The sequence below is a fragment of the Paenibacillus antarcticus genome (genome assembly GCF_001637225.1).
GTDB lineage: Bacteria > Bacillota > Bacilli > Paenibacillales > Paenibacillaceae > Paenibacillus_AQ > Paenibacillus_AQ antarcticus.
In genome coordinates, this window is record NZ_LVJI01000014.1 from 151,948 (window position 1) to 165,858 (window position 13,911).

A 13,911-nucleotide genomic window follows, 5' to 3' on the forward strand; every position below is an offset into this window, starting at 1 on the left:
CTCTCCTTCCCCTAATCTTAGACGTCTATTTTATCATGCACCCTGCACTTCTTATGAAAATATTATTTCCATGCTGCATTTCGCCGAGCCTTAAGCTAATGTTACAACATAAAAAGACTGAACAAGGATTCCCTTGATCAGTCTCTTCGTAATACAAAATCATAACTTACACATCTATGAATGAATATTATATTTTATAGAACATCATCCTTATCTATTGTAAGGCAGTAACTTTTCCCCTGATCGGTGCGTGACTGACATCCTCTTTAATATTTCTGGAGCCATGATTCCTAGTACAATCAAGAACATCCCGCTCCATTGCAGAGGTGTAACTAATTCTCCCAAGAATATGACAGAGACTACCATGGCAGAAGGTAATTCTGCTGCACATAGGATCGTACCTAGACCTGCTCCTATTTTAGGCATACTAATTGCAAATAAGAAGAATGGAACTACGACACCTAACACCCCAAGTAGCAAACCATATCTCCAAAGATTGGTCTCTGTTAGTTGGGTAACAAGATGTACCGGATTGGTTGTTAGGGATATCGTTAAGAACGCTCCAGTACTAATAAAGAACAATCGTTTTGGAGCCGCTTCATGCGTTGCCACTTTTGAAGAAAGTACCATGTAAAGTGCAAAGAATAAGGCAGCAAGTAGCCCAAACAACACGCCCTTCAGACTCAATGAAGATAAAGATTGATTAAAGATAGCTCCCGCCATCAATGTACCTATTACTAATAAAAGAATAGCTACTAATTTACTCTTACTTGGCCATGTTCTGGTCATGATACTTTCAATAACAACACCAATCCAAGTGAATTGGAACAGGAATACAACCGCTATTGAAGCAGGCAATTCAGATACAGAGACCGCGTAGGTTATACCTACTAGAGCGGTCATCAAACCCGTAAACAACAATTGCCCCGCGTTCTTCAATGAAATCTTATAATTAAATGAGAACAAATAAATAGCAGCAATAATAACCCAACCGACAAGGTATTGGCTACCGATTAATTCTCCTGAACTAAAACCATCCTTAAATCCAAGCTTAACCATCGTCGACAGTGTACCATACGATATTGCACCCAATATCGCAAAAATTGAATATTTCAATACATTCAAGCTTAACACTCCTTCTAATAAAAAATAAAAGTCGCCACCTGTCCTAAGGACAGATGACGACTGAAAAAAAGGTTTCCCTTTTAAAAATTTCGTCTCTCAAAAAACTGAGTTTGTGATATTTAAAAATAATTCTTGTAAAGCATAATTGAAATAAGCATTGCTGTCAATGGGATACATATCCTTCACCTTATAATAAAAGGCACATATTACTCTTGTACTCTCTATTCATTTCCTAAGCAAAGGTCATTCTCAAATCAAAAACAGCTCTACCCTATGCTTAGGATTGAGCTGCTAATAGTGATTATCCGTCAATATTAACTTTTTAAACTGCCATAGCCCTACAAGCTTTCGCACAGGAAAAACATGCTTCCGCACATCGTTGACAGTGTTCATGATCGTGATTTTTACATTCATTCCCACATGCTTCACATACATCGGCACAAATTTTACAAAGCTCTTTTACATAAGAACTGTTTTGTGACATCGCTTGCGCAGTAAAAGCACAAATATCAGCACATTCACGATCCAATTGAATACAATCTCTCATCATAGAGAGGTGTTCTTCTTTCAAACATGATGCATAACAATGATTACATGCCTGCATACACTTTAAGCATTCATCAATACATAGCTGAAATTGCTAATGTGTCATAGTTGAGCCCTCCTCTTCAAAGTGACTTACCTCTTCTATTTAACCAAAGTATGTCCATTTGATTCGGATCCAACTCTTTCATCAAGTGATTTCATCAAGAAAATCCGATAAGTTCTCTTCCGAAATCACCCTAAACCCGTTTCTGATAAGTAAAGCAGTCGTTAGACCATTTCCAACGATTCTCTCACCTTTAAATGCACCATTATAAATCATTGAGCTTCCGCAAGAAGGACTATATTCCTTAAGAATAATGATTTCCGCATGAACTTCTTGTGCTTGTTTGAGCGTATCGTAAGCTCCTTTAATGTACTGCGCTGTGACATCTTCTCCTGATTTATCAACCACTCTTGCATGTCCATTAAGGACATCTTCCCCATCTCCACCGACGATCTCAGCGGGCTCTCTTGGTGTCGAGAACCCACCTAGCAACTCAGGACAAACGGTCATAGCTTTATTATCTTCTATCAATTTCTGGATTCTATGATCTAAACGATGTGTTCCGTTATACCTTACCTGTAACCCCGCTAAACATGAACTCACTAGGATCAATGATTCCACCTCTATCTATTAGAATAAGACATTCGTTTGTATGATGATTTCATCATATCTTGTTCAAGCTTGCTCTGCTGTTTTATTTTATCCGAATCTTATATGGATCACGGATATATCCTGGATAGTTAAATATTTTGAAGGTAAGTGGTTGTTTATAGATTCTATTATCCATATATTGAATATTGTGTTGCTCTACCGGTCCGGACTCACTAAATCTACTAGTAGTACTTTCCTTAAGATTTTCCCGTTGATGCATGTTTCCATCTGCGTCAGTAAACTCCCCTTCAAATAAAGAGTAAGCCATATTGTCTGTTGGATCGAGTCCTTTGAGGACAAAATCCAGTTGCAGATATTTATCGATCATCTCTATCCCTTGAAGGTCAAGTTTCTTGTCTGGTGCCATAAGCAACTGCCCTTTCTCTGTATCAATAATGACAGACATTTGATCTTTGCTGAGTGCACGAAACCAGCTACCTTCGATAGTCAAAGACTTAGGGGATTTGAAATAAGGACTCTCAAAATTAAGAACTTGCCTTAGAGGACCCATACTACCTGATATACCTTTCCAAACCGTCCCTTGATCATCAATTAACTGCATATCTCCGGGCCCAAATATCTGTTTGGAATTATTGTTATCATAGTCTACATACAAAGAAACGCGTAATGGGGAGATGATAGCTTTTATAAAAGTGATACTCTGTTCTTCAATCTGAATGGTTTCCCCGATGACATATTCTTTTTGAAGCCCTTCAAATTTCTCTCGATCAATCGGAATGGTGACTTTAAACTCCGTACCACCCTCATTATCCTTTGTGGTTAAACCCTCCCCATCGCCTGCGAACAATTCTCTTTTCACATGGTCCGAATTCGATATTGGTGATTTAATAAGCACGACTTTGAATAACACTGCACTAGGCAGTGACTTCCCTTGCGTGACATCAACTACTATTGTCCCACGCTGAATCCCAATTTCTTGAACGTCTGGCTGCTTCTGTTCTTCTACATTATTGTAACTGAGTGAGGCCAATATTTTCTTACCTGAGATATTCGTTAGAGATACATCTTCTAAATCGACAGAGGTATCCTTATCCGTCAATTGAATATCGTAGAACACAACCATTCTAGAGTCATCTGCGATGATGCCTTGAACTGTGAACTTCATGCCCTCATGCTCGTCAGATACGCCGATAGGCTGGATGAAGTCGTTATCTAAAGCGAGTCGTATGCCTTTATCCGATGTAGTGTTGATTAGATCAACGAACTTATTCAGTCCAGGAATTTCCCTGACCATCGCGGCGAACACCGGAGATACTTTAATTGTGAACATGCAAATGAAGAGCAGCACTGTCGTAAGGATCACGCCTGTAAATCGTCTTCGTCGTTGTTTGCTGCGACGAGTTGTCTCCATTTGCCCTCTCCGAATGCCATCCGTAATGGCAGCCTCAATCCGATCATCTAATCCACATGCTATTTCATGCTCAGTTGGGTTGGACATATTCGTACTCCCCTCCTTCGACAAATGCATTCGAAGTTCTTTTAATGCTTTGTTCAGCCAAGTCTTCACTGTACCTTCCGGTTTCTCTAATAGATTAGCAATCTCAATTAGTGTCATATCCTCATAGTACTTAAGAATGATGATATGACGAAGCTTAGGAGCGAGCAGATTGATTGCCATTTCCATACTCATTTTAAAGTCTAATTCAAGATCCGCAGCAAGCGGTTCAGTCACAAGGAATAATGGCATCATTTTACGTTTTCTTTTTTGTTCGTCAATACAACATCGGATAAGAATACGTATTAACCAAGTCTGAAAATATTTTAGGTTCCTTTAACTTTGCAAGCTTGGTGTAAGCCCTGCACGTCGTCTCTTGTATAGCCTCCAATGCATCATTCTCATCCTTTAGATACGCAATGGCTATGGAGTAAAGTTTCTGCTTATTCGCACTTACTAATTGATGAAATGCTTCATGGTCATGCGCTTGCGCGGCCATCAGCAGTTCTTCCGTAGACAATCCCCCACCCCGTTCCTTTCCATAATTAGACTGCCGAACAGGCAAAAGGGTTTTAGTAAAATGAAAAAAATTTATTTATTCTATAGATTTTTAACCATCTTGAAGTTTTCTAATACCACACCCCTGCGTTCAACAACTTGCGATTCCGTTATTTGATACCCGTGATGTTCAAAAAATGGTCGTGCCATGATACTTGCTTCAGTATCCATTACAATAAGACCCTTTTGTCTCGCTTCAGACTCTAAATTGTCCACCAAAGATGAAGCTATCCCTTGTCTCTGGAAATCTCTATGTATATACAATCTATCCAAATGACCTTCTTGAGTCATATCAGCGAACCCGACAATATTACCGTTGATCTCTGCTATATAAGTGACATTGAGATTGAATGAATCTTTCCAAGTTGTCTGTTTAAGCATTTCTTCATCTCTGGGTGCCCAGACGTCAAGTTGATTTTGTGTATAGTGTTGTTTATTGACCGAATGCACTGTTTCATAGAACAAAGAGACAATCTGCCTCACATCCGAATCATGGAACTTTCTTATTATCATCATTTCATATCCTCCTTATAGAATCTACGCTCTACAAGTGTAGCACTTTATAACTCAACTTTTATTTACATATTCATACAATTTATACTTTGATATTCGTGATTTTATCCAATGGATTTAAGAGGATTATCCCCGCTACTCATCCAAGTAAGTGACCATGAGGTTTTGTTAAGCGACGCTACTGCGTTTGCTGACCTCGCCCTATCCGCAGGGTCGACGTTTCGCTGGAAGTATGGGAAGAGATGTGGAGTGTATTCCACTTCTTAGCCTACATGTTACTTGAAGCACAACTTGCCATCACGAATATCGGCGAATATGTCAAGCCAACACTCGAAAGAACGTTGTTTATCAAAAAATAGCACTAGTATTTCAGAATTCTATGTATCCCATATCAGTCCATAGTCCTCCAATCTAACGCATGAACAAAAAAAAGCGATTGCTTAAGCAACCGCTTTTTTCACTAGCTTTTCTCTCTCAGCATCATAATTGCGCACATGATTTAAGGCTAAGTTCTTTTTTCTTTCAGCAGTACTGAATCCATGTAAGTATCTAATTGATCTAGGACTAAACGCATCAGTTCAAACTGATCTGGAATCTATGCAAGTCTGTGTGACAAAATAGCCATTGAATATGAATGTAGTAGACCATCTTGTAAATACTCAAGCTCTAGGATTACTCTACAATCTTCCTAGCCACAAGCGCTAGATCCACAATATTGATCAGACCATCTCGATTAACATCCGCGTTCTTCACTTGCTGCCAGTCCGGACTGCTGGAGTCCTTGCCGTAATGGACTGCAACAAGCGCTAGATCACCAATTGTTACTTTGTTATCCTGATTCACGTCACCCAGAATGCCGTTCTCTTTTGTAACTTGTATTTGAGCAGACGACACTGCCGCTTCGGTTTCCTTCCCCTCACCATCAGCAACTATAGCACTCGATACTGAAATTGAACTCGTTATCTGTTGGGTCAACATCTTCGCCTCAAAGCTCAGTTCAAGCAGTTGCGCATCGCCAGTAACGGCATGATCAGGGCCTTCACTAATCACAATAAATCGAATTTGACCAGAAGTATCTTCGTTCATTGTTACTAATTTAACACCATTCTTTATTGACTTTACAGACTTAAACTCCAGTACTTCCGGGTCATGTTGGATCGTAATATCCTGTGCATATACCGAGTTCGTCACACTTTTCAGTCCGAATTGAACATCAAACGGTGTGCCGCCAGCAACAATGGTTGGTGCCGATAATACCGTCGTCAGCAATGTCGGCAGAACGACCTCAACGTCTCGTTGAATTGGAATAATCTCATGGACAATGGGTTTCACCGGCCCTGACCATTCCAACTTCAATTCTAGTACATGTGCATAAGCAGTAGTATTAATCGCGTTATAGCCTTGCGATAGTTGACCAGCTTGGTGCCACCCCGCTTCATCCCGAACCGATACGGTAGCATTGGAAATAGCCGTTGGACTTTGCAAAACAATAATTTGACTCAGTTCGGTATGCTTGAACACCTGATAGACCAATGACCCTGATTGTGAATTATCTTTAGGAGTATAGTAGGTTGATAATTGCTGATCTGCTGCATAGACTGCCTCATTACCCGAAGCCCCAAGCGGCTGTGACTGTATGACGGGACTTTCCGTTCCCGGCTTCTCAATACCCTCGTTGACCAGGATTTCATTCAATGAAAGCCATCCTGCTCTGTCAACCGTTGTATACAATCTGATAAACCTGGCTGGTTTATGATCAACCTGTACTCTCTTATAGCGATATGGAGCGACATGTTCAGGGAAATTCAAACTTATATCCCCTGGGTTTCCAAAGGTATGAATCGTCTCCCAAGTAACTCCGTCAACCGATAACTGAAGGTTGCCCTGGCGGAAATAATCCGCTTCACCATCATTGATAACAACAGCAGCGTTCTGCACATCTACAACACCACCCATATCTACTTGAACAAATCTACCAGGCGTCTGTCTCCCTCTGAACCATACTTTCGCGTCTATCTTTCCGTCATATACCCCGGCCAAGTTACCTTCATATACACTCTCATAATTATGAGTGATAACAGGATCGACGAACTTTTGAAATTTCACCTGCAAAGATGTTAAGTTGAAACTGAAGACCTGGTCACTTTTATTAATAAGTCTGATGTAAGATGCACTCGGATATATGCTGCTTCCCGGTGACACCACCTGCCATTCCACCCCGTTCTTGGACGATTCCAGTACACTCCCGTCATCGGAGCTACTAACGGTAATACCCGAAATATTCTCAATAGAGGATAATTTAATCCCAACATATTGGGATGGTTCCAATGTAATATTGCTCACATTAGAAAGATCAACACCCGCCGCTGATGACTCAACGGGCACTTCGGCTAGCGCAAGTACATTACTGTAAATCCCCGCTTTACCATGATCTGAATTCACTGTAAATTCTCTTACCGCTGTCCATAGGTCAGGCTTACCTCCAGGAATGCCGGCATGCGTCAATCGATATCTAACATATCTAGCATCCACATCAAGTTCTTTTACAAATATTCGATAGCCAGATCGTTCCTCACCAATAGAAGTCCAACTTTTCCCGTCTATAGAGTATTCCAACACACCCCGTTGAAAAATATCCTGGTCTGTATCGGTTCTACCTTGGATAATTCGAAGATCGTTCACTTTGACAGACTTTCCAAAATCAATTCCATACCAATCCCCATTCTTTTGAATCGTCTGATTATAGTAATAAGTGCTTAGGTTTCCGTCTACCATGTTCTTTATTGCCGCGGGGGCCCCATAAGAACTCATCGCTAGTGACGTGATAACCGTCGGATCTAACGAAGAATAAATTTCCTTATCCAGCTTCTGGATCAATTCATTAGCAAAAGGTACTAAGCGCTTCGAGCCCGCTTCAACGATTTGAGGCTTATCGTCAATTACAGCCCTCGTGAACTTCTGCGATTCGGTCATGGCATTTGTCGCTTTGGCTAGTGCCTCCCATGCGCCATTCTTATCATCGTTCTGCAGTGCTATGGCGGACTGAACCACGTATTTATTAGACAGTACGACAAGCTTCAGACAATTGAGCCAAGGATCGATCTCATCCAATAAGTTCTGATTCTTATTCTTGACTTTAAACCCTTGAATGGCAGTTACAATTTGATCGAACTCTCCTATGAGCTCACTTCCAATTCCAGACACGGAGGCTCCACTCGAATAAGTACTTAAAAACGTCTCCAATTTAGCTTTCAAATTCTCCGTTTCATCAAATACAACACCACGCCCATTCGGAGACGGATCACTCATATGATGTGCAATGATGTTGTACTCAGAAGCAACCTCTGGCGAAATATACTTGAAGGAATCAAACCAACTTTGTTCTTTATTGAAATCATCTACATTCCATGTGTAATCTGCGACTCCGAACAAGGCTACCTTCGATAGCTCCGCCTGTTCCAGCGGATTGGAAACAATACCTGAGAAATTATGAGTGTTCGGTTGTAACATCTCCACCTGACCTAGTAAAAGCTTGTTCTTCTTATAACCGTTGACCGGATAATTAAGCCAAATATAAGGATCTCTTCCGATTTCATTCTTAGCCCACTGATTATCCGTAACGTTAACGCTTCCTATTACATCTTTTCCTGTCCACATGATTTCCACATTGGCTGGGACAGCTCTTAATGCTTGCAAATAAGGCTTTCCACTTTCTCCTGTCCATGCCTGATTATAAAATGGGGGACAATAAATTAATGACTTCACATCAGCTTTGGAAGTAACCCAGTTCGCCACATCGGTAACAAGTTTGACATGTTTATCTTTATCCGTTAACGATTGCGAGGTACTAATGTCATCCATGAACAAGCCGAATTGACGAACGCCAACACTGTACAGTTGGTCCAGCTTAGTCAATAAAGTCTTTAACTCTGCATCATAATTGTTCCAATTAATCATGCTGAAACCAGGATGAATCGCCCAAATAAATTGCGTTTTGGATTCATGTCCAACATCGACTAGCTCCTTAACCTTCGCCAATTCTGCTGCTGGATATAGCGTCCTCCAAGCTGAATTATGATACGGGTCATCTTTAGGAGCGAATATATATGAGTTCATTTTGATTTGTCCGCCAAATCGCATTAAGCTAATACGATCCTGATGAGACCATGGGAATCCGTAGAAGCCTTCGATGAATCCTCTCCATTTCGCATCAGCATAATCTTCATATTTTACAGATAACAAATCTTTGCCAGACATTTGATCGAAGATCATCTTTAATGTTGCCAGGCCATAATAAGAGGCATCTGTTGACGCTCCGAGTATGGCTATAGTACCGTTCAATGCCATATTGTTATCAATTGCTAGTACATAAGCATCCTCCTTATTAAAGATCTCTGCATTATAGGTTATATTTGCTCCAAAATAAGAATCAACAATACCCTTGGAGCCCTTCGTTCCAATAAGGATATTTGTTTTATTTGCTACAGTCGCTTGCGATACAGTGGCATCAATAGATTTGGAATCTAGTATTTTGTATAGAAAATTACGTGTGGACTCATCGATATCATCTTCAATCACGAGATTCACCTCGTCAGTCATGACAAAATGAGTACCAGAAAAAGTCTGTTCGTGAGGTATGGGGTAAATTTCATACCCTGCATTGTCCGTTCCAGCAGCATCTACTTTCGATGAACCTATACCGTAAAATGCACCAGTAAAAATAACCATGGATATCATAAGACTAAGTATCCTTTTGGACATGATCTAGTCGCTCCTCTATCCTCTTATTTAAAGCAGCAACGAATGATCCTATTGGACCCACTCATTGCTGCTTTTATTGTGATTCTTCTATTTATAATCCTGTTGCAGCAGGTTCTATAATTCTTTTAGCGACAAAAGATAAATCGCTAATATCAATCGTGCCACTTCCATCAATATCCATATGCTTGATTTGCTCCCAGTATGAACTTGTGGAATCTTTGCCGTAATTGGCTGCAACGAGAGCGAGATCGCCGATCGTTACTTTACCGTTATGATTCACATCTCCCGGAATACCAGCAGAAACAGCAGTTACCTGAATTCGGAAGGAAGATGTGGCAGCCTCAGACTCGACTCCCTGATCATCTCCCATTGTAGCTTTAGTAATCGTAATCATACCATCCGTCGTCTGTATTACTGCCTTAGATTCAAAAGTCAACTTCAATAATTTCATATCGCCAGTGATTGCGTGAGTAGCTCCCTCACTGACCACAATCATTCGGACATGACCTGGTGTATCTTTCGTGTTAATTAATGAGATCCCCTCCTGTAAGGATACAGCGGATGCGAGACTCATTACATTCGAATCGTATTCCAACGCAATGTCTAGCGCATATACACTATCTGTTACGCTCTTCAATTCCAACTGCATTTCGAACTCCTGACCCCCTACGACGGAAACCGGACCAGATAACTTCGTTGTAGGTTCCCCTGGTGGTATCACTTCTCCACCACCTTCACCCATCACAGGTATGATTTCATGGATCATAGGTTTTATAACTCCATCCCATTGGAGCTTAATCTCCAGCACATTCTCATAATTAGAAGTATCAATCGTGTTATAGGATTGTGATAAAGTACCTTTCTGATGCCATCCATTCTTGTCTCTTACCGAAATGCCTGCATTTGAAATTCCTAACGGACTCTGCATAATAATCACTTCACGCAGCTTCGTTTCATTCGAGAATTTGTAATTAAGCTGCCCCTGTTTCGATTCCCCAGACGGGGTATAGAAGGTTGCTAGTTTATGATCAATTGCAAATATCGCTTCACTACCCAGAGTACCCTGTGGAATAGCTTGAAGAGATGGATTATCCGTACCCGGTCTAGCTATGCCTTCATTCACAATGATTTCATTAAGTGCCAGCCAACTATTCATGTTCTCAGTTGAGATCAGTCTTACGTATCTAGCTTGTTTCTCGTCAACTTGAACTCTCTTATATCGATATGGAACTTCATGTTCAGGGAAATTAAGACTACGATCATTTGGATTATTGAAGCTATGAATCGTTTCCCAATTCTGACCATCCAAGGATAGCTGAAGATTCCCTTTTCTGAAATAGTCCCCTTCACCGTCACCGATGACTACAGCGACATTCTCTACATTAACGATGCCGCCCATATCGATCTGAACATACTTCCCAATGTCTTGCATTCCGTTAAACCATACTTTAGTATCCAATTTTCCATTATAAACATTTGCAAGTTCGCCTTGATAAATCCCACCATAATTATGCGTAATAACAGGCTCAGAGAACTTGTTCATCTTCATCATTAGTCGATTTAAATCGAACGAAATATCACCTTCCTGATTATTTATTAATCTGATATATGCAGCATTACGATATGGCCCACCAAGGGTTACCTTCTCCCACTCAACACCATTTTCTGATGACTCGAAAGACAATTCTGTCGTTGTACTATCAAGCGAAATCTCTGCGATCTTCTCAATCGTCGGCAGTTTCATGCCCACATATTGTGAAGGTTTCAATGTAATATTGTTGATGTGTGATAATTCAACGGATACTTCTGTAACATTCACACCCGTCTCCGCCAACTCTGCCACGTTCGTATATATTCCCGCTTTACCCCGATTCTCGTTGACCGAAAATTCTCTTACTGCTGTCCATAAATCTGGCTTACCTCCAGGAATCCCTGCATGTGTCAATCGATATCTGACATATCTAGCTTCAAGGTCAAGGGCTTTTGCAACGATCTTATTACCCGATCTTTCTTCCCCTATTGCCGTCCATGTTTGCCCATCTACGGAGTATTCCAACATTCCTCTTTGAAAAATATCATGATCCGCGTCATTCCTACCCTGTGTAATAGAAACATCTTGAACCTTCGTTGTTTTTCCTAGATCAACGCCATACCAATCGCCATTTTTTTGAACTACCTGGAAATAGATATTTGTGCTGATATCACCATCAACCATTTTATCTAATCCAGTAGGTGATCCGTAAGAACTCGTAGGTAGCATAGTTACCAACTCAGAGTCGATCGATTTGAGGATTTGCGTATCTAATTTGTTAATCAATTGCTCTGCGAAAGGCACTAAGCGCTTCGCGCCTGCTTCTACTGTTACATCTGGATAGTTTAATTTCTTGATCTTAATCTTCTTGGATTCTGACAACGCATTTGTAGCTTTGGCAAGCTCCTCCCAAGCTGAAGATAGCTCACCGTTGTGAAGTGCCATAGCTGACGCGGTTGCATATTTGCTTGATTCAACCACATACTTCAAACTGTCTAACCAAGGGGTGATTTCCTCAACCATACTTGCGTTATTGCTCTTTTCTTTAAATGATTTAATGGCTTGCAGTATTTCATCAAAATCAGTTATCAATGTATTTCCAGTATCTGCAACAGGTTGTTTATTGGTAAATTGACTCATAAAGCTCTCAAGTTCAACCTTCACATTCTCTGATTCTCCAACTACAAGACCATGTCCGCTTGGTGATGGATCACTCAGATGGTATGCAATGGTGTTAAGTTCGGAAGCCACCTCAGGTGCAATATAATCAAATGAGTTCAGCCAGCTCTCATCACTATTGAAATCGTCCACATTCCACGAGTAATCTGCAACGGCGAATAAAGCAATTTTGGATAACTCTGATTGACCCATCGGATTGGATACAACACCTGAAATATTGTGCGTTCCTGCTTTCAATACCTCTCCTTTACCTAGCATAAGTCTTGAATCCTTATAATCATTAACCGGCCAGTTTAACCACACATATGGATCTCTTCCCGTTTCGTTCTTTACCCATTGCATATCTGTCGTATTTACTGTCCCAACAACACTTTTTCCTGTCCACATGATTTCTACATTAGCAGGAACATTTCTTAATGCCTGTAGATAAGGTTTCCCTGGATCTCCAGTCCAAGATTGGTTGTAATACGGAGGACAATACACTAACGATTTAACATCGCCTTTGGAAGTAACCCAATTAGCGACATCCGTGATCAACTTCACGTGCTTATCCTTATCCGTAAGCGATTGAGCTGTACTAATATCATCCATGAATAAGCCAAATTGACGTACCCCAATGCCATACAGCTGATCTAGCTTAAGCAACAAAGTCTGTAGTTCAGCGTCATAGTTATTCCAATTGATCATGTTAAATCCAGGATGAATCGCCCATACAAACTGTGTTTTGGATTCATGTCCAACATCGACGAGTTCTTTGATTTTGGCTAATTCATTTGCTGGGTAAAGTGTCCGCCAAGCAGAGTTATGATACTGATCATCTTTAGGTGCGAATATATAGGAATTCATCTTCATGCTTCCGCCAAATCTCATCAAGCTCATACGGTCCTCATGAGACCAAGGAAAACCATAGAACCCTTCGATAAATCCTCTCCACTTCGCATCGGAATAATCTTCATACTTTACAGTCTGAATGTTCTTTCCAGGCAATTGATCCACGATCATCTTTAAAGTTGCTAGACCGTAGTACGCAGCATCTGTATCTGCCCCTAAAATAGCGATATTACCTGCTTGTGCTGACTTATTGTCTATATCCAAAACATACGCATCTTGGTTGTTAAATGTTGTTGCATTATATGTGATATTAGCCTTAGTATAAGTATCCACATACCCGTTTGAATTGTTAATGCCGAGTAAGACATTCGTTTTATTTGATACTACTGCATTCGATTTCGTAGCACGGATCGATTTGGATGACAGAATACTATTAAGGAAATTTTGTGTAGATTCATCGATTGCACCTTCAATAACAAGGTTTACCTCATCGGTAATGGTAAAACTACTTCCTCCATAGGTTTGACCCTGAGGTATTGGATAAATTTCATAAGGACTAAGTGCTGTTGCAACATTAGATTGTGTATCTGTACTTGATGCATCGACACTTACGGGATTGGTGTACATACTTACTAAGATAAAAATGACTGTTAACAAACTTATTAACCTTTTACCCATCGAAACGTCACTCCTCAAGTTCATATTCATCGAATCAAA

General features: G+C 40.5%; 7 protein-coding genes and 1 pseudogene. All 8 read right to left on the bottom strand.

The genetic code is table 11. The annotated features are described in order from the left end of the window. Positions 1 to 210: 210 nt before the first annotated feature. Complete coding sequence (locus PBAT_RS09270) at positions 211 to 1,125, bottom strand: EamA family transporter (RefSeq protein WP_068648793.1); 915 nt, start codon at positions 1,123 to 1,125, stop codon at positions 211 to 213. A 322-nt stretch (positions 1,126 to 1,447) separates the two neighbouring features. Further along, positions 1,448 to 1,750, bottom strand: coding sequence for a four-helix bundle copper-binding protein (locus PBAT_RS24720; protein WP_476739344.1), 303 nt, complete (start codon positions 1,748 to 1,750; stop codon positions 1,448 to 1,450). A gap of 108 nt (positions 1,751 to 1,858) precedes the next feature. Further along, positions 1,859 to 2,326 carry a 2-thiouracil desulfurase family protein gene (locus PBAT_RS09275; RefSeq protein WP_068648795.1) on the bottom strand — a complete coding sequence of 156 codons (468 nt, stop codon included), beginning with the start codon at positions 2,324 to 2,326 and terminating at the stop codon, positions 1,859 to 1,861. A gap of 82 nt (positions 2,327 to 2,408) precedes the next feature. Further along, complete coding sequence (locus PBAT_RS25560; protein WP_420848749.1) at positions 2,409 to 3,854, bottom strand: DUF4179 domain-containing protein; 1,446 nt, start codon at positions 3,852 to 3,854, stop codon at positions 2,409 to 2,411. Next, positions 3,837 to 4,341: pseudogene (locus tag PBAT_RS26370) on the bottom strand (sigma-70 family RNA polymerase sigma factor); the annotation flags it as partial. The pseudogene PBAT_RS26370 and the gene PBAT_RS25560, both read right to left, overlap by 18 nt. 80 nt (positions 4,342 to 4,421) lie before the next feature. Continuing rightward, positions 4,422 to 4,892 carry a GNAT family N-acetyltransferase gene (locus tag PBAT_RS09290; protein ID WP_068649071.1) on the bottom strand — a complete coding sequence of 157 codons (471 nt, stop codon included), beginning with the start codon at positions 4,890 to 4,892 and terminating at the stop codon, positions 4,422 to 4,424. A gap of 672 nt (positions 4,893 to 5,564) precedes the next feature. Further along, the gene (locus PBAT_RS09295; RefSeq protein WP_068648801.1) at positions 5,565 to 9,653 is read right to left on the bottom strand and encodes a beta-N-acetylglucosaminidase domain-containing protein; all 4,089 of its coding nucleotides are present in this window, start codon (positions 9,651 to 9,653) and stop codon (positions 5,565 to 5,567) included. 91 nt (positions 9,654 to 9,744) lie between these two features. Further along, entirely contained in the window at positions 9,745 to 13,872 is a 4,128-nt protein-coding gene (locus PBAT_RS09300; RefSeq protein ID WP_068648803.1) for a beta-N-acetylglucosaminidase domain-containing protein, read from the bottom strand. Positions 13,873 to 13,911 lie beyond the last annotated feature (39 nt).

Coding starts and splice junctions, on each gene's coding strand:
- PBAT_RS09290 (WP_068649071.1), bottom strand. CDS start 4,892: ATGATAATAAGAAAGTTCCATGATTCGGATGTGAGGCAGATTGTCTCT.
- PBAT_RS09300 (WP_068648803.1), bottom strand. CDS start 13,872: ATGGGTAAAAGGTTAATAAGTTTGTTAACAGTCATTTTTATCTTAGTA.
- PBAT_RS09295 (WP_068648801.1), bottom strand. CDS start 9,653: ATGTCCAAAAGGATACTTAGTCTTATGATATCCATGGTTATTTTTACT.
- PBAT_RS25560 (WP_420848749.1), bottom strand. CDS start 3,854: ATGCATTTGTCGAAGGAGGGGAGTACGAATATGTCCAACCCAACTGAG.